The sequence below is a fragment of the Saccharophagus degradans 2-40 genome, assembly GCF_000013665.1.
Taxonomy (GTDB): domain Bacteria; phylum Pseudomonadota; class Gammaproteobacteria; order Pseudomonadales; family Cellvibrionaceae; genus Saccharophagus; species Saccharophagus degradans.
This window is the reverse complement of record NC_007912.1, coordinates 4,147,696-4,172,805: the sequence shown is the minus strand read 5'-3', so window position 1 is coordinate 4,172,805 and position 25,110 is coordinate 4,147,696. Positions and strand designations below refer to the sequence as shown.

Genomic DNA, 25,110 nt, shown 5'->3' with positions numbered 1-25,110 from the left:
CCTTACTGGGTAACTAGGGGTTAGGGTAGTTAAGCTAAAAAAGTTAAGCTAAACGGCAACAAATATTATTAATTGATAAATTTTAAAGGAATAAAAAGTGTTACTACAATTTGCGGCGTTATCAGGTGTGTTGGCTGCGTTTTGGATAGTAATGGGCGTCGCAATTGCGGGCGCTCGTTACCCCGGTTACAGTCATCTGCGTCAGCTGTGCAGCGAACTGGGTGCAGCAGGCAGCCCAACAGAAAAGTTTTCTCCGCTTATTAATAACTACCCGCTAGGTATATTGTTTTGTGTATTTGGAGGCTATGTGTTGTATGTATCTAGCTCGCTATTGTTTACCACTACAGGGGGGTTGGTTATCGCACACGGCATGGCTACGTTTGTTGCTGGCTACTTCCCCATGGATGCAGACCCTTATACGCAAACCCCTTCTAAAAAGTGCGAGGTACACACCCTTGCCGGAGTTGTAATGCTGTTCTCATTACTTATCGCTAATATATTGGTTATATTTGCCAGTGTGAGTTCAGGTTTGCGCGTATTTTCTGCTGTATGCTTGGTGCTAGTTGTTGTGTTTTTAATACTAATGGCGCAAGCGTATAAACAGCGAGGCAACGTTGGCCTGTATCAGCGTTTGAGTTACGGTGCGCAATTATTATGGTTGGCGGGGGTGTCGGTGACTCATTGGCAAGCATTAAGTTAGGTAGGTTTTTAACAAGCTTTAATTACTTGGTGCGTTTCGTAGGCTAACCATTTTTCAAGCTATTTAACGCGCTATTTAGCGCACTATCCAGTGCGTGACTTAGCATACTGTCATTTATTTCAGCGAACATGTATTTTTTCTTGGCTAATACATAGTTGTCTGGCTGCCTGTATCTTTTTATCCTCTGTTTGATGGGCGCTAACCTATTCAGAGGTTCCTAAGTTTTAATTCTTATTGAAAGTTCGAATTGCTGCAGCTATGTGTTTAGTTGCGCACCAAAAACGTTCGCTAACACGCAAAATTAAAAGTAGTAATCCTTCCGTAAAACTCCTACCAATCATTCATTGTGAGTAAAAAAACGTCGTGATAGCTTGGTTTTAATGACCGGCAATTGGCTGCGCGTAAATAAAAATATAGGTGCGTCTACTCTAGCCAACCGTTTCCGTCATTCCTTAAAACTTTAACCATAATAATGAGGAATCTCATCAATGAGTGTAAATTTAATTAACCGCATGGCTACCGGCTGTGTGCTTGTTTTTTCTATGGTGTGTAGTGCTGGGGCGCTGGCGCAATCCTGCCCATCTAGCCATCCGTTTAGTTGTGGCAATGCATGCTATACCGATGCAGCGCAAGCACAAGCGGGCGGATGTGCGGTGGCGTCATCGAGTTCATCCAGTAGTTCTAGCAGCACATCAAGCAGTTCTGGTGCAACTTCTAATAATAGCGGTAACAACAATAACAGCAGCAATAACGGCAGTTGCCATAGCGATGAGAATCCCTCGCACGTTATTTCTGGACGTCGCACGGAATTCACCCAAAGTTGGTGTGATACTCAGTGCGTTACCTATGTGGGTAACGATACCGGTTGTCTCAATAGCGCAGGTATTTTCGTAAGCAACGCCAGTATTTGTAGCGACCCAGCTAATGCCAAAGAGGCCATGTTAGATATCGAGTACAACTTAGGGATAGATATTGACGACCAGTTTATTGCGCAATCGGGTTATCAGGGTGCACCACCTTCAATAAACCCTGGTATGACGATTGAAGATGCACGTATTTACTTCTCTGCACTTATCGGTGAAGAACTGGGTGTTGAGTTGGCTAACTTGCTAAATACCAACGGCGACGGTTGGGTAGACCGCAACGAAGCAAGCCAAGCGAAAGGCTCGGACCCTCGCCAATTGCTGAATACCAATTTTGGTTGCGGTCTTTCTACTGACGACATCATGGCGTACGTAGGTTTGTATATTGGTGATGGCGCAATAGATAAATACGCTGGCGACTTAGATGATGCGGTAAAGGCAAGTATGTTGGAGTTTACTCGCAGTTGGCAGCCGGGTGTGAATGCGCAGGCGTGCGAGTACCGTGGCGGCTGTAATGGCGGTGGTTCAAGTAGCTCCTCGTCTAGCAGTTCATCTTCGACAGGCTCTTCAAGTAGCTCTTCAACAAGCTCTAGTTCTTCAAGCTCTTCGTCAAGTAGCTCTGGTGGTGTAAGTAACGCTTGCCCAGCTTCGCACCCCATTTTTTCTTCTTCGTGTGGTCGTTGTTTTGCCGATGAAGCACAAGCCGCTTCAGCAAACTGTTCAATTTAACGCTTGTGTATGACACGTAACGTGTATCGGCGCCCGTGATGGGCGTCGATAATTATGAGGTGCAAATGCTTAGGCATATTCCACAAGTGGCCATTCTTGGTGTTGTTATTTATGGTTGCATTGCATGGGTATATTACGCTGTGTGGTCGGGCGCATATCTGCAGGCTATTAGCTCGTATGCTCCGCTAGCAAATACATTGCAAAAACAAAAGCTAGTACCGAAACATGAAGTGCAAGAAAGTAAGGTTGAGTTTGCAAGCAGGTATCCCGCAGCTATAGCGAGAGATACGCCTGACGAATCAATAGCTGCACTGCGCAATGCACTTTTTCAAGAAAAGCGAGAAAGTATTCAGCAAGATACCCTAGGTAACTATTTTGTAGATATGTCTTCCCCGGGCTTTGATAACGAAGAGTGGCTCTATTCGGCGTGGCCGCTGTATTTTCCCGACGAGTATCAATTAAATGAAGGTGTATCGGGGTGTGCTTCCGGTGGCTTTTATGTGCCATTGCAGGCAAAGGCTTCAGTCGTGGTAATTACAGATACTAATATTCAGGCTTTTCACTACGTATGTAGTTATCAGCCCGCATTGCAGCAATACCTGCTGGTTAAGGCCGAGCCGCAGCAAAGTATAAAAGCAGCAATAAGCATTATTGCCCAGCACTATAGCTTAAGTGTGGTGCAATAAAATTAAGTAGGTGTAACGTGAATATTAAAATAATAACGTATCTAACGTGTTTACTTTTAAATTGCGTGATTAGTGTAGTTGCTGTAGCGGATGTATTTGCCAGCTCTGATTTCGCCGAAGGTACTAATAAAACCGAACAGGTTAATAACAGTTATTCTAAGCAAGCCATTAGGCAAAAGCTTTTTCACAGTGGTGGGCAGCCGGTACCTACTGGCCTATGTCCAAAAACTATTTACGATACAATTGTGCCTTTGCCGCAAGCCAGAAATAAAACGCTGGATATGTCTATTATTGGCATAGAGCAGTTTATAGCTGCTAACGGCATTCAAACTATTGAGCAATTACTCAATTATCTACCCGTTGATTACCGTACAAACTTTTCATTGGTGGAACATACACGCGCTACGGGTGAATCTAACTTAACCTGGCCAAGAATTGTGTTGTTCGGTGCTGATGGCAAGTTTCTATTCAATATTGGCACCAAGCCAGATGACCCCAAGTACAACCTGCTAGACGTAGGTTTTTTAGATGAGCGAACAGGTGAGTGGGAATTTTCGGTATTTGATTTCTCTTTACATAAACCGCAGCTAATACGTAATGATGCCTCCTGTGCCGAATGCCACGGCAACCATAACGCAAGGCCAGTATGGGGTACTAATTTAGATTGGCCTGGTGTGTTTGGCGATAATATTGCGCAAGGCCCGCAAGGCGAAGCCCTAGATGCAAAACATGCAGAGCGCATGAATGAGATTAGAGCTGGCGAAGGTGATAGCCCAAGGTTTGACTTTTTGCTTTGGCAGAATCAAAAGCTAAAGCGTGGAGCAAAGCGAAAAATAGCACACCATGTTTTTGGTGCGGAATTGCTCCTATCGAATATTGCTATGGGCAGTGCAACCGCTCGTGGTGCGTTTATACGTTTGCAAAACGCAAAGCCAGCACTCTACAGGCAAGCGCGCTTAGCGCTTTTGTTAGCGTACTATGTTAAAAAAGGTAATAGCTACCTAACAGCAGGGGATACAGCAAAGTTAACAGCCGTTGCACAAGCGATAGGTGCCAAGGGAATGACATTAGGCGATTTACTGCAAGCGTTGGGGGTGGATATAAATGAAGCATTTTCGCTTGCTACTTTGGCAGCGAGAGAGCCCCCACAACCGGATTGGAGTATGGGCGCAGGTGACTTAACCGATATGCTAATGCTGCAAGTGCTAGACGACGTGCGTCGCTATAATAGAGGTGTAGATAACCTCTTAGCCAATCGCAGTGCCAATAAAGGCATAATTGATTGTCCGCAAACAGCCAACACTGTAAGCGAAATCATTACCTTTAAAATGCTCCATCTTTTTTATCTTACCGGCCAAGAAAAATATGAAATATCACGCGTATACTACCCGTTGGATATAGAAGACATTTACAGTCGGGTTTTTTTACCGGTGTCTCATCAATTAATAACCTACCTAAAGCAACCTTAACCGCTAGTTTTAATAAACCTTGCTCGTAAAAAAGCCGGATAGCACCACTGCTCATCCGGCTTATTGTTATGGTGAGTAGGCCCGATAAGCGCAAGCGCCATCGGGCATCCTCTAAAACGTTATTGCATTTTTTAATTAAATACCGCTAGGGCAATGCAACTGTACAGCTAGCCGGCCCGCTTTCGAACGCTGGGAACTCACAGCTATCTACGCAGCTATAGCTAACGCTTGACGTTATTTCACCGGTAATGGGGTCTATCATTGGCGCGCCGCCAATTGCAGTAAGTTCCAGTTGTGGCGCTTCGCAGCCGTGCGGTGTTTGGCACTTACCCTCTACTAAGCTGTAACCTTCGTCACAGGTTTTGGGCCCTGAAATAGGCAGGTAAAATTGGTTTGCTATAAACGATACGCCAACACCATGTAATTCTTGCACGCGTTTATTGTAACCTGCGGCGATAATGGGGCGTTCGTTGCCGTATTCGTTATATGCCGCATCAACATCTTTGCCGCTGGCGCCAGTGGGGTTTAAATCAAACCCAGATATAACGCGTGTTTTATCGGTATTTAAAATAAACTCATCGGTAGAAAAACAAGGGCTGGTAATGCAAAAAATACCTTTGTTCATTAAGGCAACAAATTTACCGCGCGCTGGGTTGTTTGTGGCCGGGCGATAAGCCGCGGTTGCAGTAAATTCACCTAGGTTGCCGTAGGGTTTGGTATCTAATGCAGATATCTCCCCTTTTAACAAAATGGGTGTAAATGGGCCTGTGTCACCGGCATGGGTAAACGGATTAAAGCCTAGCTTTTCCCAGTTGGGCGTGCCTATGTAACATTGTGGTTTGCGTGTGCCATCGGCACATTGTGTTAAACGTTTGTTAACCGCTTTTACATAAATGCCGCCGCATAAAGGTGATACGCATTTTCTTAAATCTTGTGTGGCTGTAAAAAAGTCGTGGGCATCAAAGCTGTCGCTTACGCTGGCGGTAAAGCTGTACTCGTACAGTGGGCCATCAAACGCGCGCGAATCTACAATACCTTTTACGCTTAGTGTATCGCCATTTAATTCAAACTTTGCTTGGCGGGTTGTGCCATTGCTACTGGTGTTTGGGTTGGCCGGTAGGCTAAAACCCACATTTGGCGTTACAGAAACATCAATACTGCTAAAGGTGATATCGGTGCCGTTTATATCTGCATTAAAGGTGCCTGTTAAAGCCGCTACCGTGCTCTCGCAGCTTTCAGGAAAACACCTTGCAGGGGTAACAACTACATTGCCTTCATCAATTGCAAAGCCCGAGCTAGTGGCTTGCGCGTTGCTAAACTGTGTAATACCAAATACGCACAAAAGTGCGCATGCGGTTTTTTTTAGTGCGTTCATCATTTTGTCCTCTTTTATTATTGGGATAAAACATCATTTGCACCCTTCAATTCGGTTGTAAACCAACCCTAGGGGATGCCGAGTCTAGCAGCTCTATCTAAACCGGCTATGAATATGCGCGCCAAATGCGCGCCAGAATTGTACCCAATTGTAATAGTGTGGTGATGTGGGCTTTTGATGGCGTGAATACTTCGACGTAGTTGATTACGCCAGTATGGGGGGCTAGTGGAGCAATGTCAGTGGGACAATGTTAGCAGGGCAATGTTATTAATATCTAAAGTGTTTTAAACGCGCAAGTACGAAAGTTGAAGCGGGTGGCCGGAATTCTAGGTCCAGCTATTTTAAACGAGAATAATTGGCTTAGCGAGATTGGCCGATAGCGTTATCCATCTTTGTACATATCGTGAATTAATTCAATTACAGGGTTTTTTATTTTTCTTTCCGGTGTAATGGAGTAGTAGCTCTCTTGAATTTTATCTGTAGTGCCAATAGATTTTACGCCGTACTGCAGCTGAATATATTTGGCGATAATGGTGGGCGCGCAAAAAATACCTCTGCCTTGCTGGCCAAGCATTTTCATTAGCTCGGTATCGTCAAACTCGCCCAAAATGATAGGTGTTAAGTCTAAACGTGAAAACCAAGACAATACGTGCGTATATTGCACACTTCTTTCGCCAGGCATTAAAAAGTGTTGATGATTTAAAGACTCAGGAAAGCTGGCCCGTAACTTTCTGGCGCGTTTAGGCGTAGCAAAAAATGTAAAGTTTGATGTGGTCAAAAGCTTGCTATAGGCCTTAACTGCTACGTTAGGTGGTACGGGCCTGTCGGACAAAATCATGTCGAGTTTATTTAATGCTAAATCTGCTAGCAGTTGTTCAAAATCGGTTTCGTGGGTAACGATACGAATATTCTCGCTGGTACTGTATACCCTATCTAATATCTGACAGCTTAAAATTTTGGGGATTGAATCAAGAATACCAATAGATACCACTCGGCGTGTGGATAGCTCTGCGTTTTTTAGTTCGGCTAGTAGTTCTCTACCTGTTTTAAAAATATCTTCTGCATAGCGTAAAACTAATTGACCTTCTTGGTTTAGTTTTAGGCGTTTTCCGTGGCGGTCAAAAAGTGAATAGCCAAGTGAATCCTCAAGCAGGGCGAGCTGCGAGCTGATAGTTTGCGGGGTAACGTACAGCCTTTCGGCGGCTTTGGTTATGCTGCCCTCGCGGGCTACGTGGTAGAAATATTTCAAATGGTTCCAGTTGAACTGTTCCACAGGGGTATTTCCTTTCAATAATAAGTTGAAAGCATTTAAACATATTTCGAGTTTTATTTGTATTGAACTTAACGTAGATTAAGGGCTTATTACCAATAAATGGAGGTAAATCCCTTGGGAAAAGTATTTCGTGCAATGGCTCAACAAGAAACCGCTGGGGGCGTTTTACTCATAGCTGCCTCTATACTGGCCTTAATATTTGCCAACTCTTACTTAAGCGGCTTTTATAACGGCGTACTAAATCTACCCTTGGTTGTCGCTATAGGCGCATTCGAAATTTCAAAACCACTGTTGTTATGGGTTAACGACGGGTTAATGGCACTATTCTTCTTAATGGTAGGCCTGGAAGTTAAACGCGAGGTGCTCGAAGGGCATCTTTCTCAGCCAAGCCAAGTGGTGCTGCCCGGCTTAGCGGCATTGGCAGGCGTGGCATTCCCAGCTATAATTTATGCAAGCTTTAACTGGCAAGACCCTACAGCACTAAGGGGTTGGGCTATTCCCTCCGCGACGGATATCGCGTTTGCCCTAGGCGTTTTTAGTCTTTTCGGGCGTCATCTACCTGTATCGCTTAAGCTCTTTTTGTTATCGGTTGCTATATTTGATGATATTGCAGCTATTGTGATTATTGCTTTGTTCTATTCTCACGAGCTTTCTACGCTATCGCTCTTAGTTGCAGGCATTGGCATAGTAATGCTGTTTGTGTTGAACCGCTTAAAAATACGACATGTTTCACCTTTTATGTTTGTTGGCCTAGTAGTGTGGGCCGCGGTTTTAAAATCGGGTGTGCACGCCACGCTGGCGGGCTTCGTTATTGCCTGGTTTATCCCGCTTAAACATAAAAATATACATGATGAGCCCATGTTGCTGTCGCTAGAGCATGCTTTGCAGCCTTGGGTAGCCTATTTTATCTTGCCATTCTTTGCTTTTGTGAATGCGGGTGTGCACCTAGGTGGCATAGGTTTAGATACGTTAACAGCCCCTGTGACGTTGGGCATAATTGTTGGCTTATTCGTGGGTAAACAGCTGGGTATATTTAGTGTATGTTGGTTAAGTATTAAATTGAGAATAGCTAAGCTGCCCGAAGGCGCGACCTGGCGAGAGCTATACGGCGTGTGTTTGCTGGCGGGTATTGGTTTTACCATGAGCTTATTTATAGGTAGCCTTGCTTTTGAGGGTGCCAATAGTGAAATGGTTGCAAGTGTTAAATTAGGCGTGCTGTTTGGTTCTCTGTTGTCTGCTATATGTGGTGCGCTGATTCTAACCAACTCAAGGAAAATAAAATGATAAAAAAAATATCCATGTTTTCAGCTTTGCTTGCATTTGCTGGCGTTGCTAGCACGTCGCTAGCGGAAGAGTGTATAGGTGTTAATGTAGAAACTGAAAAGTGTCGCTATTTTTTCAAAGGTTATTTAATTGGCCTTAAAGATACTACAGAAAATAACAAAGCGACGCAGTCGGCAGCACCCGATGCCAGCGAAAGTTATTCCGAGCGAGCGGTGAGAACGCGCTTGGGGGCATCTGGTAAAAGAAATATAAAGCGCACCTATGAATATTGCTTACCAGAAAACAAAAGTGTAGGTGAAATTGCGAAAGCTTTACAGGCAGAATTTCATCAACACCCTGCGCGCTGGGCAGAAGAACAAGACCCAATTGGTGCTGTGTTAGAGTCTAAATACCCCTGTAAATAAAATTTCTATTTTCAATTGTTGTTCCAATATTAGTAGCCCTAGCTAAGCGTTTAGGGCTACGCTTTTTCACCTTCACCTTCACCTTCACCTTCACCTTCAGCTTGTTTGTCGTTAAAGTTCAATCTCAAAAACCATCGCCATTTCCCCTCCGTTATTAGCTTGTTGCTAACCCACTTGTTTGCGGGGCGGCCTATTAGTAATTCTATCGAGCGCCATTTGTATTCCTTCAACCTCCTTTCAGCGTGGTCGTGTCTGCATTGATATGTTGCTAGTTAGCATATAGTCTTAGTGTTTGACAGTTTGAAAACTGCCTAAAATTACTTTTATATTCCTCGATATATATTTGTATGTTGAGCAATGCTTTATCGAATGAATTAATAATAAGCCTATAAGCAGGTGTATAAGTTATGGCGTATTTCTTAAAATATTTTGTGTGTAATCCGATTAACACTGTGCAACATTTTATAGTTGGTGCAGTACTAGCAATTTGCACAAGTCACGTTTTTGCAGCTGCTAGCACGGTAGGAATTGTAAGAACACCCGAAGGGTTCCAGTTAAGTGTGAATAAAGTCCCTTTTGTCGTAAATGGCGTGGGGCTCGGCTATCAAAATGAAGAGCAAGTGCGTGCACTTAAGCAAGCCGGTGGCAATAGCTTTAGAACGTGGAGCACTCGCAGTATTGAAAAAGAGTTGGCGTTAGCCCAAGAGCTAGGCTTAATGATTGCGGTCGGCATTGAAACCGGTAAGGAGTTGCAAGGGTTCGATTATAACAATCAAGCCGAAGTCGATAGGCAATTTGAACGTGTGGCGGCCATTATCGAAAAGTATAAGAATCACCCTAATGTGTTGTGTTGGGTAATTGCGAATGAGCCTAACTTACTGTTTGACGATAAAGGTGGCCTAGCAGACGTTAACCCTAAGGTGTACAAAGCTTTGGGCGATATAATTGATCATATTCACAAAGTAGACCCGAACCACCCGGTAACGTTTACTTTTGCCGGCGCAATGAAAAAGCATATAGACACCGCACTTACTTATGCACCTAATATCGATATTATCTCGGTGCAGCTATACGGTGAGTTAGAAGGCCTTGGCGAAACCATTAATGCATTGAATATAGATAAACCGTTTATGGTCACCGAGTTTGGCCCCAAAGGACATTGGGAAACTGAAGCGACCAGTTGGGGGCGAGAAATAGAAGAGCCCAGTGCAATTAAAGCAGCGGGCATGGCCGAGCGTATGCGAAAGGCGATTATTAATGATGCTTCAGGCAAGGTAATTGGCTCATACGCATTTTTATGGGGGCAAAAGCAAGAGCGAACACCAACATGGTACGGCATGTTTAATGCAGGCGGTGAGCGCACCGCGAGGGTAGACGAGCTAACCCGCATATGGACAGGCGCTTACCCAGAAAACCGAGCTCCGCTAAGCTACTCTATTACGGTTAATAATTTAGCGCCAATCGAAAGCGTCTATTTAAAGCCAAGCGCCAAAGCTAAAGCGAAGGTTGTAGTTAGCGACCCAGATGGCGATAAATTAGAGCATAAATGGTATTTTATGAAGGAAGTATCCGTGCGCAGCCAGGGTGGTCACCATGAAGAAGAGCCAGAAACCTTACCTGTAAATATTATAAGCGCTAAAGCAGGTGAAGATTATATAGAAATAGAGTTTACAGCGCCCAGCGAAGCCGGTGAGTATCGGCTATTTTTATACAGTTATGATGGCAACAACAACGTAGCGAATGCCAACTTCCCGTTTATGGTGGCGAAATAAGTACTTCTGCTAGAATTGGTGCAGCAGTTAAACAGTACAATTACACAGAGGGGCAGAGCGTAAGACGCCTCTTGCGTACTGTCGCCTTAGGCAATTCACTTTGTTTGGAAAATATTGGAAGCCCAGTAGGCCCGATAAGCAACGCGCCATCGGGCACGGCATCTGTAATTTTAGGTTAGCTAAGCTTTAAGTGAAATGAGCATTTTAAAAGGGCTAATCGGGTGAAAAAATATGAGCGAAGATAGCGTTGTAATTAATTGTAAATTAAAAAAGCGAAGCTCTGAAAAGGCTGAATTACTGGTCGCACAATTTGGCAATGCAACTGCAGCGAAGCAGGTAAGGTATGAGTTTAAAAACGGTAAGTTTTCTGCTTCAGTGGACTATCTCGACTTGGTACCCAGTGCAATAGAAACGCTTCATCGCGAGTTAGATTTGCTTGGGGGCGAAAATATTGTTTCGGAGTTTTGGTTCGAGCAAACGGACGATACGACTTATTACTCACTTATCGATGACAAGCTAGAAGGCTTTAGTTCATTCAAAGTGCTACAGCGAGCCAAAAAAGAAAGTGGTAATAGAGTGGATGTAAGTGCGTTCAATTTTGGTAAAGATAAAACCGACTATACCGCGTTAATCCGCTTGCTTATTCCAGCTAAAGCCAACCGAACTGCGCTTACCGATTTGTTTAAAGGCGCGCGAGGTGAGCCCGACGATAGCTTGGTAGAAATTTTCAGAGCAAGTTGTGAAGGTAACTTTAAACCCTCGGCTAAAAAATGTGCCCGTTGGTGCGCGTTCGATTTTGAGGGCAAAGGCGAGCGCTGGCACGGTGGCTTTACAGATTTAATTAAAGGGGTAGTGTTTGTGGTGGTGCAAAACGACTACCTATATATAGGGTTCGATACCTCACACATTGAATCTCTTCGCGAAGATTTAACCGATTACGATAAAGAACGAATTGCCACCGCCAGAATGCAAAACACGGCCACTGTGTTTGAGCATTTTAAAGGGGTAAAAGAAGTGTGGATGAAGTATAGAGTACCGGCGTATGCGCGCGAAAATGGAGATGCAACCGAGTATTATGTAAAAACGCCAAATGAATACGACGACCCCTACGTAGACGAGCGATCAGTTACCAGTGATGATGATTGGAGCGGCGACTGCTAATCCGCAGCATTATTAAGCCTCTTCGTTTATCCTGTAAGCGCTACGAATAGCAGGGTCAGTTTTATCATTCCCTTCTCGCCTAGATAACTCCGAATAATGAAATGTGTATCAGGGCAAGCTAGCATTGCAGCTGCAAGCATGGTGTCGTGCTTAAGTTGTTGCATGTGTTCGTGCGCTAACGCTTTCATCATTCTTATGGCACGTGTTTTTTAACTGTCGTCAAACACCTTTGGCTAAATACATACCCTCTGGCGTTATTTATAGCGTTTTATTACACGTAAATTATGGGGTTCAGAATATATTATAATATAAATAGTATTTTATTCGGTATTTATGGGCTGTATCTCGGTTTGCCTGTGAGCTGGCTCCCAGCGTTTGCTGCACTGCAGTTAGTAAACTGCCAGTTGCTAGTTAATGTTTGCTAGCAACCTCGAAGACCCTACTTACTATATAAAATATAAAGGTGTTTACATGAATACTAATAGGAAACAAGTCAACCAAAACCTCATCGCGCTATTGGGCTTAATGTTGCTAATGCTATTTACACCTCATGGCTATGCGCAAGACCAATGCAACACCACGCTTGAGTGCAAAATACTCCACGGCGATACAGCCACGGATTGTAAAAATAGTCGCTCAGATAACAGTATTTGCATGTGTGGAAGTACTGAATGTGCAGTAGATAATCCACAACCCGAACCTAGCAATTCCGCCGCAGTACCGGGCCTAATACAAGCAGAAGACTTTACCGATTACTACGATGTAACGGCGGCTAATCACGGCGGCGCTTACCGCTCCACAGGCGTAGACATTCAAGTTACCACAGACACCAATGGCGGGTACAACGTAGGCTGGATAGCCGCTAATGAATGGCTAGAGTACAACATAAACGTACTGCAAGCTGGTAACTACACCGCGAATATTCGTGTTGCATCTAATAATGGTGTTGGCATGTATAGCTTGGCGGTAGATGGTGTAACGGTAAGTGGCACCAACACCGTTAATGGCACGGGTGGCTGGCAAGTTTGGATTACCCAAACCGCAAACCTTGGCTACTTAACCCAAGGCGAGCATACGTTGCGTATAGCAGTACAGGCTGGCAATTTTAATATTAACTGGTTAGAGCTGCTGCTAGCGGGTACTCAGCAACCAGATATGCTTGGTGTATTTAATAAAAGCCGCGACCTGTTGTTAGCAAATTTCGATAGCCGCCCAGACCCAGACGATATTCATTCAGTAGCGGCCCTGGCAACAATGCTAAAAGATTCCCGTTTTAGCAATGTGCAATACCACGCAGTATCGGGTGCTTACGGTATACAAGGTGGTGATTACATTGAAGCTACACATTTGTTTAACTTAGCCTTTGGTGCCGGTAATTGGTCCAACGCGCACACCAATAGAGATGTGGCGCTTACAACTGTTTACAACAAAGTTGCCGCAACGTTAACCAATGGTGGTGATATTTGGGTTCAAGAGGCCGGTCAATCCGACTTTAGCGCCGATTTGGTACGCAGAATCAAACAACAGTTACCCGCTATTAATACGCAAACGCGAATTCATATAGTGCAGCATAGTAACTGGAACCAAGACAAAACCACTCCAGCCGATTTAACCTATGTAAAAAACCAAACCGACTACAAAAAAATTGCTGATGGCAATTCCACAGGCAACGGCACGCCTGGGTTTAACTCATCCAGCAGCGCCAACTGGAACCGCGCACTAAACCACGCGCAAGTAGGCGCAATTTGGCAAGAAGCAAAACGCATAGCCGACAATGCCATCGCCAACCACCAAGGCTGGCAAAACCCCAATATTCGAGACGGCGGTATGGACTTCTCGGATGCAGTCGAAGACTGCTGGATATTCGGCTTCAACTCACTCACAAATATAAACAGCTTTTTTGATGAGTTTTTATAGGCGAGAGTTAAAAATTAATAAAGTAGCAAATGAAAAATTTTAGATAGTACCCAAACCCCAGCAATGCTGGGGTTTTTTATTTGGGGGGCTTCAATAGCGGATTAGATGAAGCCGATTATAGAATGGCGGAATTATTTAAACGGGTTAAAAATTGTAATGTAAATTATATTGGTAATAATCGGTTTATTCAGTAGGTTATTTTCACAAAAATATTGTTGGAAGCTGATGAGTAATTGATTCGCTTCACGCCATTGAATAGGTTCACAGCCTGATGGCGCTTGCGCTTATCGGGCCTACAATTATCGTTCCCACGGAAATGCGTTCAGCCAATCCAAAACACGTAGGCCGGAAAAGGCGCAGCCGCCTTCCGGCGTGACCAGCTCAAATTGCGGTGCTTTGGAATAAATAGAGGTGTAACGCATGCAACGACACTTAAGGTTTGTCATAGGGGGTAATGTGTTTCTGCTTTGGTAGAAATATTTGTAATAACCCAGCATAGAGGTTGGTAAATGCCGTTTTGCATAACCTTGTAGGGCTTGACGAGCTAAAGGGGAAGGTGACAATTACTGTGAGCTGTGATCTAAAACAAAGATGGTAGCTAGGGGGAGACTTGAACTCCCGACCTCAGCATTATGAGTGCTGCGCTCTAACCAGCTGAGCTACCTAGCCATCGTTTTGCGTGTGTTTTATAAAATAGGTGGTATTTTATAAAACGGACTTCGATCTGGTTGCCGGTGGGTCCGGCTTCGAAGGGCGGCTATTTTCACTAGTCGCCCTCCTAAAGTCAAGAGATATGCTAACTTTTTTAGCTTTTAGGCCCTTAGCTGTAAACTGTGAACCGTAAGCTGTTAACTAGCCCTCAAGCTATCCCTTAAACATTAAACCTAAAGTGAATCACATCGCCGTCTTTAACGATGTACTCCTTGCCTTCTAGGCGCCATTTACCGGCTTCTTTTGCGCCTGCTTCACCTTTGCAGGCGATGTAGTCGTCGTAGCCGATAATTTCTGCGCGTATAAAGCCTTTTTCGAAGTCGGTGTGTATCTTGCCGGCTGCTTGTGGTGCGGTGGCGCCTACAGGGATGGTCCAGGCGCGTACTTCTTTTACGCCGGCGGTGAAGTAGGTTTGTAGGCCTAGCAGCTCGTAGCCTGCGCGAATTACGCGGTTAAGGCCGGGTTCGGTCATGCCCATCTCACCTAAGAACTCAGCTTTTTCTTCGTCGTCTAGCTCGGCTATTTCGGCTTCTAGCTTATTGCAGATTGGCACTACTACGGCGTTTTCTGCTGCGGCTATTTCGCGTACTTTGTCTAACAGCGGGTTGTTTTCGAAGCCGTCTTCTTCCACGTTGGCAATGTACATGGTGGGCTTAAGTGTAAGCAGCGAAAGCTCTTTAAGTAGCTTTAGCTGGTCGTCTGTAAGCGGGAAGGCGCGCAGTGGCTTGGCTTCGTTTAAGTGCGGCAATAGCGTTTCTAGCAAGGCTTTAATGGCTACTGCGTGGGCATCTTTGCCTTTGGCTAGCTTGGTGTAGCGGAAGATGGCTTTTTCCACTGCGTCTAGGTCGGCAAGTGCCAGCTCGGTGTTGATGGTGTCTATGTCGGCGGCTGGGTCTACTTTGCCTTCAACGTGAATAACGTTGGGGTCGTCGAAGCAGCGCACTACATGGGCAATGGCTTCGGTTTCGCGAATATTGGCGAGGAACTGGTTACCTAAGCCTTCGCCTTTAGATGCGCCGGCTACGAGGCCTGCGATATCTACGAATTCCATGGTGGCTGGTAGTTCGCGCTGGGGTTTGACGAGCGCGGATATTTTATCCATGCGCGGGTCGGGTACAGGCACTATGCCAGAGTTGGGTTCGATGGTGCAGAACGGAAAGTTCTCTGCGTCGATACCGGCGCTGGTTAATGCGTTGAAGAGTGTAGATTTGCCAACGTTGGGTAGCCCAACAATGCCGCATTTAAAGCCCATAGTGTTTGTCCTAGGTTTTGGAATGGAGTTCGCGCATAGCTTTTTCCCAGTCGCCTTTCGCAAGGTCGGCTACGTGGGGCTGCGCGGCGCGGATAGCGTCTTCAATTGCATTGAATTCTTCGCTAGGCGCTTTCTTTAGTACGTAATTACTTACTAGCTTGGCGTTGCCTGGGTGGCCTATGCCTAACCGTAAGCGTCCGAAGTCTTTGTTGTTGCCAAGGCTGCTTATTATGTCTCGCAGGCCGTTGTGGCCACCGTGGCCGCCGCCTATTTTTAGGCGCGCTTTGCCGGGTGGCAGGTCGAGCTCGTCGTGTACAACCAGCACGGCTTCGGGGGGTATTTTATAAAACTGGCACACCGCTGCCACAGCTTGACCGCTGCGGTTCATATAGGTGGTGGGCACAAGTAGTCGTACATCTTTGCCGTTTATATTTAAGCGGGAAAAATGGCCGAAGAATTTGGGTGTGGGGCTAAGTGGCTGGCCCAAGTCGCGGGCGAGCTCTTCTACGAAATCTTGCCCGGCGTTGTGTCGGGTATGTTCGTATTCGTTGCCGGGGTTACCCAGGCCAACAATAAGTTGTATGCAGGTGTCTGGCGTTTTCATGGGAGTGTTAATGAATCCGCAGTGACGGGTTGGTGGAGGGGGTAAACAGAAAGCCCGCAAGGGGCCTTCTGCTTAGGGTAAAAGGCGAGAGATTACTCTGCGTCGCCTTCTGCCTCTTCGTCTTCGTCGCCAGCTACGCCTTTAGGCTTGAAGATAGACGCTACAGGTAGGTCGTGGTCTTCGCCTTGTTGTAGAGCGATAGATTCAACGCCTTTTGGCAAAACGATATCAGAGATGTGAACGATGCCGCCCAACTCTACGTTTGCTAAATCTACTTCGATGAACTCTGGTAAGTCAGCTGGTAAACAAGCAATTTCTAGCTCGGTCATGCTGTGCTGTACTTTACCGCCTTGCTCTTTAACGCCCTTAGAGGTTGCTTCGTTAATAAAGTGCAAAGGTACTTTGGTGTTGAACTTCTTGGTTTTAGAAACGCGCAAGAAGTCAGCGTGCATAGCAAAGTTAGTTGCTGGGTGACGCTGAAGGTCTTTTAAGATTACTTGCTCGCTGCTGTCACCAATGTTTAAGGTGATGATGTGAGAGTAAAATGCTTCGTTTTCTAAGTGCTTGGTAAGCTCACGTAATGTGATGGTTACGTTTTGTGGGTTTTTGCGACCGCCATATACGATGGCAGGCACTAAACCAGCTTCACGACGCAGGCGGCGGCTCGCACCTTTCCCTGAAACATCGCGCGCTTCGGCGTTTAATATAAAGTCTTCGTTAGACATGTGTAGCTCCAAAAAATAAAAAGCCATATAGATCCGCGACCAGAATCATATATGGGGTTTTGAGATCGTAGCAGGTTGTTCTGCGACGAGTTTACCGGCCTAATTACCGGTAAATAAATACAACAAAACCGCGCGGTGCGCGGCTTTATTGAAAATTTTATCTAAACATCGCGCTAAGCGATTCTTCGTTGCTAATTCTGCGCATGGCTTCTGCAAGCATGTGCGAGAGAGTTAGTTGGCGAATTTTAGGGCTTGCTTTGGCGGCATCAGAAAGTGGAATGGAGTCGGTAATAACCAGTTCGTCCATTTCAGATGCGTTTAAGCGTTCAATAGCTGGGCCAGATAATACTGGGTGGGTAGCGTAGGCTATTACTTTTTTCGCGCCGCGCTCTTTAAGCGCTTTGGCTGCGTTACACAGTGTGCCAGCGGTATCTACCATGTCGTCTACGAGCAAGCAGGTGCGGTTTTCTACTTCACCTATTAGGTGCATTACTTCCGCAACATTCGCTTTAGGGCGACGTTTATCAATAATGGCTAGGTCTATATCTAGTTGTTTTGCTACTGCGCGTGCGCGCACAACACCGCCGATATCGGGGGAAACTACAACTAGGTCTTCGAAGCCTTGCTCTTCTATGTCTGCAAGTAGTACGGGCGAGCCGTACACGTTGTCTACGGGTACATCGAAGAAGCCTTGAATTTGCTCTGCGTGTAGGTCTACGGTTAACACGCGGTCAACGCCTACGGTGGCCATCATATCGGCCACAACTTTTGCAGTAATAGGTACGCGGGCAGAGCGCACACGGCGATCTTGTCGAGCGTAACCAAAGTAAGGTACAACCGCGGTGATGCGACCGGCAGATGCGCGGTGTAGGGCATCTACAATTACCAACAATTCCATTAGGTTGTCGTTGGTGGGGGCGCAGGTGGGTTGCATTACGAATACATCGCGGCCGCGAACATTTTCGAGTAATTCGACAGATATTTCGCCGTCGGAAAACTGATCTACGGTTATTTCGCCAAGAGGAATGCCAAGTTGAGCTACAACTCGTTTGGCGAGTTCTGGGTTGGCGTTGCCACTAAAAACCATCAAGTCTGCCACGTCAGACACCCTTTTGTTTTGAATTTAAAAAAGCTTAGCTGATATAGCGAGGAATTTGCAGTTGCAAACATTGGAATTGGCTGGGGTGGAAGGATTCGAACCTTCGCATGACGGGATCAAAACCCGCTGCCTTACCGCTTGGCTACACCCCAGTTATACACTGCTCCGGGAGGCGTTGATGCAGTGGTGACTCGTTAACGCCTTGAGCTACAAAACCATTCAAATGTTTTGGTTTGTTGGCGAAAACTTTTTGCGCAGCATCTTTAGAGGGGAAGGCTGCAAATACACTTGCGCCCGTACCTGTAAGCTTCGCTGGGCCAAATTTATTGAGCCAGTCAACCGCATCCCTTACCTGTGGAAAAAGTCTTTCAACCAGTGGTTGGCAGTCGTTTTTTCCACCCTTCTCAAAGAAGGCCGCTACTGTAATGGCGAGAGTGTCCCTTGTCAAATCTTTATGTGAAAAAATTTCTACTGTGGACACATGACAGGCAGGAGTAAGCACAACATACCAATATTGGGGTAAATCTAAGGCTATTAATTGTTCCCCTATGCCTTCTGCCCATGCACTGTTACCTTCTACAAAAACAGGCACGTCTGCGCCTAGCTGGCGGCCAAGCTGTGCGAGGGTGGTAGGGCTAACGCCGGTTTGCCACAAATAGTTTAAGCCTACGAGTGTTGTGGCGGCATCACTGCTGCCGCCGCCAATCCCTCCGCCCATAGGTAGGCGTTTGGTTAAGTGTATTGTTGCACCCAATTCAGGCCGGTTTACATGGCTGCGCAAAATATTGGCCGCCTTGTATACTAGATTTTGCTCTAGGGGTACTCCCTCTATGGCTGGGGTTATGGTTATTTCGCCGCTTTGGTTGGGGGTAAAGGTAAGTTCGTCGCCAAAATCCAATAGCTGAAACACGGTTTGTAGGTTGTGGTAACCGTCGGGCCGCCGGCCGGTAATGTGCAAAAATAGGTTCAGCTTGGCGGGGGCGGGCAGTGTAAGGCTTGTTTGCAGCATGATTTTAGGTGTTTGGCTCAGTTTGGTTGCGCGAGTGGGTTAGCTTATATGTCCCAGGATTTTATCGAAACCGTGAGTTTGATGTCTTTGCGCTTGGCGATGATTTTTTCGGGCATATTTAGGCCGTAGGCAGGCATATAGCTGCGGTAGGTTATTTCCCAGCCTTCTTGCTGCAGTGCGCTTAAGTCGCCGTCTTCGTTGTGTTGGGTTTTGTCGGCCGAAATGCTGGTGGCGGGAATACCGCGCAGCCAGTAGGCGAGGTTGCTAACGGGTAGCTGCAGGCCGGTGGTGCGCTGTAGTAATTGTTCTGGGCTGGCGGCATGTTCGTTTAGGTCTTTAGACTCTATGCGGAAGCTGTTGCCCTCTTTATATAAATACACACTGCCTTGGCCGAGGGGGCCGTATAGGTGAATGGTGTAATCGTCGCCGGTTTGGGTCCAAGAAAAAAATGCGCTTTCGTTTTTACCCTTGTAGCGGGTGCCTAGCTTGCCGCTCGCGCGCCAGCTATCCAGCGTGTATAGCTCGTCTTTGCTTTGCAGGTTTGGCTGCTTGGTAGGGGTAAGCGAGCAGCCACCAAGGTAAAGGCTTACGCCAAGCAGTATAAGTAGCTGTTTGGTGCGGGCAAAAAAGTGGCGTGCAGTGTGCTGGGGGTAGGCATTAGGGGAGTGTGGCATTCAATCGCTCTAGGGTGCTTTCAATTACGCTGCTTGTGGGGTTGTTTTCTAGCCCCTTTTTCCACGTTTCTATCGCTTCGTTTTTATTGCCGGTTACCCATAGTACTTCACCTAGGTGGGCGGCTATTTCGTGGTCGGGCAATATGCTCATGGCTTGGCGCAGGCGTTTTAGTGCAGCGGGAATGTTGCCCAAGCGGTACTCCACCCAGCCCATGCTATCTAATATGGCTGGGTCATCTGGGTTTAGGCTTAGGGCGCGGCTAATGTAGTTGTAGGCTTCATCCAGCCTGTCGGTGCGGTCGGCAAGGGTGTAGCCAAGCGCATTTAAGGCTGCCGCGTTATCTGGGCGCAGCTCTAATATTTGGGTGAAATCGGCTTCGGCGAGCGCTAGGTCATCTAGTTGGGTGTAAAGCATGGCGCGGCTATAAAGCAGGTTTACGCTGTCTGGTGCTATATCTAGGCCTTTTGCCATCGCGGCTAGGGCGCCATCGGGGTTGCCTGCGTCTAGCAGTAAATTGGCTTCGCGCAGGTATAGGCTATCGCGATACTGCTTAGGCGTGCTGCTGTGTAGGCCTTTCACGTATTGCAGGGCGTTGTAGATATCCTGCTGGGCCATCATTTCTGATGCTTTATATACGGCAGATAAAAACTCTTGGCTTGGGGTTACAGCCTTGTAGTGTTGCAGGGCTAAATCTGGACGATTGCGCAGCTCGTGTATTTTGCCTAACTGGTAGTGAGCGGTTGCGTCGTGCTGCTTGCGGTCTATAAGTTGCTGAAAATGGCTAATAGCGCTCTCGTACAATTCGCTTTCCATTTCAACCAGCGCTAGCGATAGCAAGATGTCGGCATCTTGTGGGCGCTGGCTAAACAAAATTTGGTATTGCTGGCGTGCAAGCTCTAAATCGTGGCTGACGAGGTAGTGCGCATAACGTGTGCGCAGCGAGGTATTGTGTGGGGTGAGGGCAATTAATTTGCCCATTTTCTCTATAGCTTGGCTATGTTTACCCATTAGCTGCAGCATGCGCGATTCTTGATAAACCGCACGTATATTTTCGGGGTCTATTTGGGTGGCCTGTGTGGCCGCAGCTAGAGCATCTTCTGGGCGCTTAGCTTGCTCCAGCAATAAACTGTAGCCAACTAATAGTTGTGGGTTTTGCGGGTGCTGTGCCAGCATCTCTTCGAACAGGCTGGTTAGGTTGCGCGTAGTTTCTGGTGGGCCATCTGCCGCGCGGGCTGCAATGGCTTCGAAGGCAACTTGTTCACCTTGGTTTAACAGTTTGCGAGCGTGAGCAAAGGCCTGCTCAAGTTGACCTGCTTCTATCAATTCGTCTGTTAGTATTAATAGTGCTTCGCTGTTGTAGGGTTCTAGTTCTACCCAAATTTGCGACATTTCTAATGCTGGCTCGTGGGCTTTTAATACACGGGCTACACGCGCTGCGCGAGCGGTTACTTCTGGGTCGCGGGTTGCATTGGCTTGTTGTACGTAGTTATCTAAGGCTATGTCGTAGCGGCGGCGCTCTATGGCCATTTCTGCTACCAGCAAAGAGTAGAGCTGGTCTGTGGTAAAGGCTCGGTCGGCTACTTTTACTGGGGTAAGTAATACGGGCTCGGTAATGGTGGGCGTTTCTACAAGCTCGGGGGCGTTGGCGCAGCCGGTAAATGCTATGGCGCATATAAGGCCGGCAAGGGCGTTTCGGCCTTTAAGTAGGCCTAAGGTTTTTTGCTGCGTAGCTTGTGGTGAAGAGGTGCCTGCTTTCATCTATTACCTTGGGTTGGGCCGCTAGTTGGCCTTTAATAAGCGGTGCTTTACTAAAGTATATATGCGCGCTGCGCGCTGTACCTGTGTTTTACTAGAGTTTTTCGCTAATAAAAGGGTGTTTGCATGTATAAAAAACGTACTAGCACGGCATAATTCAAAGATATACTCACCTATATTGGTGTGAAGCTTGCCTTATCAAGCCTCAACAAAGAAAATGACCCCCCAAATTCCGCACAATAAGATTGTTTCCGTTTCATGACTTTAATTGCGTTAGGCATTAACCACAATACTGCGAGCCTAGATGTTCGCGAAAAAGTGGCGTTTAGTTCAACGCAGATAGAGTCCGCCCTGCGCGCGGCAATTGCTGGTGCGGGTTTAAGCGAAGTTGCGATTCTTTCTACCTGTAACCGTACCGAGCTATATGCCTATGGTTCGAGTCAGGCTAATAGCCTTATTCAATGGCTGGCAGAATACAAGCAAGTTAATGTTGCCGAGCTTGAGCAATCCCACTACTTATATACCGCGAGCGAAGCTGCCAGCCATATGATGAAAGTGGCCAGTGGCTTAGATTCCCTAGTATTAGGGGAGCCACAAATACTGGGGCAAATGAAATCGGCTTATGCGGTGGCGCGAGAGGCGGGCGTGCTGGGTGGGCATTTACACGATGTGTTCCAGCGTGTGTTTTCTGTGGCCAAGCGTGTGCGCTCAGAAACAGCCATTGGTGAAAACCCTGTTTCGGTTGCCTACGCGGCGGTATCGCTAGCGCAGCAAATTTTCTCCGATTTAAAACAAGATACAGCCCTATTAATAGGTGCGGGTGAAACTATCGAGCTGGTCGCGCGGCATTTGGCCGAGCAGGGCATTAAAAAGCTTATTGTTGCTAACCGCACTTTAGGTAATGCGCGCAGCTTGGCAGAGCAGTTTGGTGCCGAAGCTATTTTGCTGGCCGATATTCCCGAGCATTTACATCGCGCCGATATTGTTATTTCGTCCACAGCGAGTCAATTGCCGTTATTAGGTAAAGGTGCAGTGGAGCAGGCGTTAAAACGCCGTCGTCACAAGCCTATGTTTATGGTGGATATTGCGGTACCGCGTGACATTGAAGCGCAGGTGGGCGACTTAGCGGATGTGTACCTTTATACGGTTGATGATTTAAAAGAAGTTATCGACGAGAATATGCGTTCGCGCCAACAGGCAGCTAAAATTGCCGAAGAAATTATTGTTGAAGGCCTGCTTCATTACGAGCGAGAGCAGCGCGCACTAACAAGCGTAGATACCATTAAGGCCCTGCGCCAAACCATGGATGCCCTGCGCGAACAAGAGTTAGAAAAAAGCCGTAAAGCGCTAGAAGCCGGCGCAGACCCCGCGCAAGTATTAGAGCAGTTAGCGCGCAGCCTTACCAATAAATTTTTGCACACACCTAGTACCCAGTTAAAACAAGCTGGCGCAGATGGCGAGCAAGATATGCTTCGCACCGTGCGCACGCTTTTTAGTTTGCCCAGCGCAAACGAATCCAAAAGTGAGAAAGAATGAAAGCGTCGATTTTAGAAAAATTAGAGCATTTGGCCGAACGGTTCACCGAGGTGGGCGCCCTAATGGGGGACCCAGATGTTATCTCTAACCAAGATAAATTTCGTGACCTAGGCCGCGAATACGCAGAGCTAGAACCCGTAATTAAATGCTATAACGAGTACAACACTGTTTTGGGCAATATAGCCGAAGCCAAAGTACTTATTAGCGATAGTGACCCAGATATGCGGGCAATGGGACAAGATGAGCTAAAAGAAAACGAAGCCGCATTAGAGCCGCTAGAGTTAGAGCTGCAAAAGCTTTTGTTACCCAAAGACCCGAACGATGGCAAAAACGTATTCTTGGAAATTCGCGCCGGTACCGGTGGTGATGAGGCTGCGATTTTTTCTGGCGATTTGTTCCGCATGTATTCGCGTTATGCTGAATCTAAAGGTTGGAAGGTTGAGATAATCAGCGAAAACCAAGGTGAGCACGGCGGCTATAAAGAGATTATTACTCGCGTAGTGGGCCAAGGCGTATATTCAGAATTAAAATTTGAATCTGGTGCGCACCGAGTACAGCGTGTTCCCGAAACGGAATCGCAGGGCCGTATTCATACGTCTGCTTGTACTGTAGCGGTAATGCCCGAAGCCGATGAAATGGCGGAAGTGAATATCAATAAAGCCGATTTGCGCATAGACACCTTCCGCGCAAGTGGTGCGGGTGGTCAGCACGTTAACAAAACGGACTCAGCAATACGTTTAACGCACATACCTACAGGTGTGGTGGTGGAATGCCAGGATGAGCGCTCGCAGCATAAAAACCGCGCCAAGGCTATGTCGTTATTGGCGTCGCGTTTAAGTATGGCGCAAGAAGAAAAAGCTGCCGCCGAGCAAGCGAGTGCGCGTAAAAGTTTAGTTGGTAGTGGCGACCGCTCCGAGCGTATTCGCACCTACAATTTCCCGCAGGGGCGCGTTACCGATCACCGTATTAATTTAACGTTATACAAATTAGACGAAGTGATGCAAGGCGCATTGGGTGATGTTATTCAGCCGTTGGTAAACGAGTATCAAGCAGATCAGCTCGCCGCATTAAGTGAATAACCCCATCACCATAAAAGCATGTTTGCAGCAAGCGCAGCTATTGTTAAGTGATATTAGTGATAGCTCGCGCTTGGATGCAGAAGTCCTGCTTGCATTTGTAATGCAAAAAAATCGCACCTGGCTATACACCTGGAGCGATAAAATCCCTTCCCCAGATCAACTTCAACAATTTAACCAGCTGGTCTCGCAGCGCCAGCAGGGCACGCCTATTGCGTACCTAACTGGTGAAAAAGAATTTTGGAGCTTACCGTTACAAGTAAGCCCCGCAACATTAATTCCGCGCGGCGATACCGAAATACTGGTAGAAGTAGCGCTAGAGCTTGCGCAAACGCTACAGCAAAAAAATCCGCAAGAGCATATTCGTATTTTAGATTTAGGCACAGGCACTGGTGCAATAGCATTAGCCCTCGCCTCTGAATTGCCCACCGCAAACATTACCGCCGTAGATAAAATGCCGCAGGCGGTAGAGCTAGCAGAAAAAAATCGCGCAGCCCTCGGATTTAAAAACGTAACGGTTTTACACAGCGATTGGTTTAGCGCAATAACTTTGCAAAAGTTTCATGTAATTGTAAGCAACCCACCCTATATAGACGAACAAGACCCCCACTTAAAACAAGGCGACGTTCGCTTCGAACCCCTAACCGCCTTAGTTGCCCCCAACCAAGGGCTAGCCGATATTCAGCATATAGCCGAGCACGCAAAACAACACTTGTTACCAAACGGTTTTTTATGTGTAGAGCATGGCTGGCAGCAGGCGGAGGCTGTGCGGGGTGTTTTTGAGAAAAACGGTTATGTGGGGGTGAGGAGTGAGAAGGATAATGGGGGGAATGATAGGGTTACGTTGGGGGTTGTGGGGTAGTTTTTTCTTGTGTGTTTTTCAGAAGCACGTTGCTGAAAATTGTTGCTTACAGATTGGTTTTTAATTTGGTGTGGCCGTTTTATTACCTCTTGGCGCCTTTGGTTGTAAGTATTTTTTTGTGTCAGGCACTTGTGGTTGGCACTTAAGGGGGGGGGGAAGGTTGTGTTACTCTA

At 46.6% G+C, this 25,110-nt stretch carries 21 protein-coding genes and 2 tRNA genes; 12 read left to right on the top strand and 11 right to left on the bottom strand.

Features of this window, described 5'->3' with window-relative positions:
- Positions 1–97 precede the first annotated feature (97 nt).
- From SDE_RS17115 to SDE_RS17100, 4 genes are all read left to right on the top strand, one after another.
- On the top strand, positions 98–700 hold the full coding sequence (locus tag SDE_RS17115) for a DUF998 domain-containing protein (protein WP_011469741.1): 603 nt from the start codon (positions 98–100) through the stop codon (positions 698–700).
- A 488-nt stretch (positions 701–1,188) separates the two neighbouring features.
- Complete coding sequence (locus tag SDE_RS17110; RefSeq protein ID WP_011469740.1) at positions 1,189–2,292, top strand: hypothetical protein; 1,104 nt, start codon at positions 1,189–1,191, stop codon at positions 2,290–2,292.
- 65 nt (positions 2,293–2,357) lie between these two features.
- Positions 2,358–2,978 carry a hypothetical protein gene (locus SDE_RS17105; RefSeq protein ID WP_226986446.1) on the top strand — a complete coding sequence of 207 codons (621 nt, stop codon included), beginning with the start codon at positions 2,358–2,360 and terminating at the stop codon, positions 2,976–2,978.
- 17 nt (positions 2,979–2,995) lie between these two features.
- Positions 2,996–4,447, top strand: coding sequence for a hypothetical protein (locus SDE_RS17100; RefSeq protein WP_011469738.1), 1,452 nt, complete (start codon positions 2,996–2,998; stop codon positions 4,445–4,447).
- Between the two features lie 145 nt (positions 4,448–4,592).
- Here the strand turns inward: SDE_RS17100 and SDE_RS17095 are convergent, their stop codons facing one another.
- Both SDE_RS17095 and nhaR read right to left on the bottom strand, forming a co-directional pair.
- Complete coding sequence (locus SDE_RS17095; protein ID WP_011469737.1) at positions 4,593–5,825, bottom strand: DUF6748 domain-containing protein; 1,233 nt, start codon at positions 5,823–5,825, stop codon at positions 4,593–4,595.
- Between the two features lie 379 nt (positions 5,826–6,204).
- Positions 6,205–7,095 (bottom strand): transcriptional activator NhaR, encoded by an 891-nt coding sequence (nhaR, locus tag SDE_RS17090; RefSeq protein ID WP_011469736.1) that lies wholly within the window; start codon positions 7,093–7,095, stop codon positions 6,205–6,207.
- A 114-nt stretch (positions 7,096–7,209) separates the two neighbouring features.
- Between nhaR and nhaA the strand changes: the two genes are divergently transcribed.
- From nhaA to SDE_RS21560, 5 genes are all read left to right on the top strand, one after another.
- Positions 7,210–8,379: a Na+/H+ antiporter NhaA gene (nhaA, locus tag SDE_RS17085; protein WP_369126223.1), complete on the top strand. Its 1,170-nt coding sequence runs from the start codon at positions 7,210–7,212 to the stop codon at positions 8,377–8,379.
- Positions 8,376–8,783, top strand: a complete 408-nt coding sequence (locus SDE_RS17080) for a Rap1a/Tai family immunity protein (RefSeq protein WP_011469734.1) — start codon at positions 8,376–8,378, stop codon at positions 8,781–8,783. The genes nhaA and SDE_RS17080 overlap by 4 nt, the downstream gene beginning before the upstream one ends.
- 560 nt (positions 8,784–9,343) lie before the next feature.
- On the top strand, positions 9,344–10,555 hold the full coding sequence (locus SDE_RS17075) for a glycoside hydrolase family 2 TIM barrel-domain containing protein (RefSeq protein WP_226986445.1): 1,212 nt from the start codon (positions 9,344–9,346) through the stop codon (positions 10,553–10,555).
- Positions 10,556–10,786: 231 nt separating this feature from the next.
- On the top strand, positions 10,787–11,716 hold the full coding sequence (locus SDE_RS17070; RefSeq protein WP_011469732.1) for a hypothetical protein: 930 nt from the start codon (positions 10,787–10,789) through the stop codon (positions 11,714–11,716).
- A gap of 471 nt (positions 11,717–12,187) precedes the next feature.
- Positions 12,188–13,633: a carbohydrate-binding protein gene (locus tag SDE_RS21560; protein ID WP_226986444.1), complete on the top strand. Its 1,446-nt coding sequence runs from the start codon at positions 12,188–12,190 to the stop codon at positions 13,631–13,633.
- Between the two features lie 592 nt (positions 13,634–14,225).
- On the opposite strand, the gene SDE_RS17060 is transcribed toward SDE_RS21560, so the two are convergent.
- From SDE_RS17060 to SDE_RS17020, 9 genes are all read right to left on the bottom strand, one after another.
- Positions 14,226–14,302: transfer RNA gene (locus SDE_RS17060), tRNA-Met, on the bottom strand.
- 202 nt (positions 14,303–14,504) lie between these two features.
- Positions 14,505–15,596 (bottom strand): redox-regulated ATPase YchF, encoded by a 1,092-nt coding sequence (ychF, locus tag SDE_RS17055; RefSeq protein ID WP_011469730.1) that lies wholly within the window; start codon positions 15,594–15,596, stop codon positions 14,505–14,507.
- A gap of 10 nt (positions 15,597–15,606) precedes the next feature.
- Positions 15,607–16,200, bottom strand: a complete 594-nt coding sequence (gene pth, locus SDE_RS17050) for an aminoacyl-tRNA hydrolase (RefSeq protein WP_011469729.1) — start codon at positions 16,198–16,200, stop codon at positions 15,607–15,609.
- A gap of 92 nt (positions 16,201–16,292) precedes the next feature.
- A complete protein-coding gene (locus SDE_RS17045) occupies positions 16,293–16,925 on the bottom strand; it encodes a 50S ribosomal protein L25/general stress protein Ctc (RefSeq protein ID WP_011469728.1) in 633 nt (210 codons plus the stop codon).
- Between the two features lie 157 nt (positions 16,926–17,082).
- On the bottom strand, positions 17,083–18,024 hold the full coding sequence (locus SDE_RS17040) for a ribose-phosphate pyrophosphokinase (RefSeq protein WP_011469727.1): 942 nt from the start codon (positions 18,022–18,024) through the stop codon (positions 17,083–17,085).
- A 77-nt stretch (positions 18,025–18,101) separates the two neighbouring features.
- A tRNA-Gln gene (locus tag SDE_RS17035) sits at positions 18,102–18,176 on the bottom strand.
- Entirely contained in the window at positions 18,167–19,033 is an 867-nt protein-coding gene (gene ispE, locus SDE_RS22100; RefSeq protein WP_011469726.1) for a 4-(cytidine 5'-diphospho)-2-C-methyl-D-erythritol kinase, read from the bottom strand. Before ispE ends, SDE_RS17035 begins: the two co-directional genes overlap by 10 nt.
- 44 nt (positions 19,034–19,077) lie before the next feature.
- Positions 19,078–19,707 (bottom strand): lipoprotein insertase outer membrane protein LolB, encoded by a 630-nt coding sequence (gene lolB / locus SDE_RS17025; protein WP_011469725.1) that lies wholly within the window; start codon positions 19,705–19,707, stop codon positions 19,078–19,080.
- Positions 19,691–21,466 (bottom strand): tetratricopeptide repeat protein, encoded by a 1,776-nt coding sequence (locus SDE_RS17020; RefSeq protein ID WP_011469724.1) that lies wholly within the window; start codon positions 21,464–21,466, stop codon positions 19,691–19,693. The genes lolB and SDE_RS17020 overlap by 17 nt, the downstream gene beginning before the upstream one ends.
- 255 nt (positions 21,467–21,721) lie before the next feature.
- Between SDE_RS17020 and hemA the strand changes: the two genes are divergently transcribed.
- Genes hemA through prmC form a run of 3 tightly spaced genes read left to right on the top strand, consistent with a single transcriptional unit; the run spans position 21,722 to position 24,937 of the window.
- Positions 21,722–22,999 (top strand): glutamyl-tRNA reductase, encoded by a 1,278-nt coding sequence (gene hemA, locus SDE_RS17015; protein WP_011469723.1) that lies wholly within the window; start codon positions 21,722–21,724, stop codon positions 22,997–22,999.
- Positions 22,996–24,078 carry a peptide chain release factor 1 gene (prfA, locus tag SDE_RS17010; protein WP_011469722.1) on the top strand — a complete coding sequence of 361 codons (1,083 nt, stop codon included), beginning with the start codon at positions 22,996–22,998 and terminating at the stop codon, positions 24,076–24,078. The genes hemA and prfA overlap by 4 nt, the downstream gene beginning before the upstream one ends.
- Positions 24,071–24,937, top strand: a complete 867-nt coding sequence (prmC, locus tag SDE_RS17005) for a peptide chain release factor N(5)-glutamine methyltransferase (RefSeq protein WP_011469721.1) — start codon at positions 24,071–24,073, stop codon at positions 24,935–24,937. Before prfA ends, prmC begins: the two co-directional genes overlap by 8 nt.
- Positions 24,938–25,110: the final 173 nt, after the last annotated feature.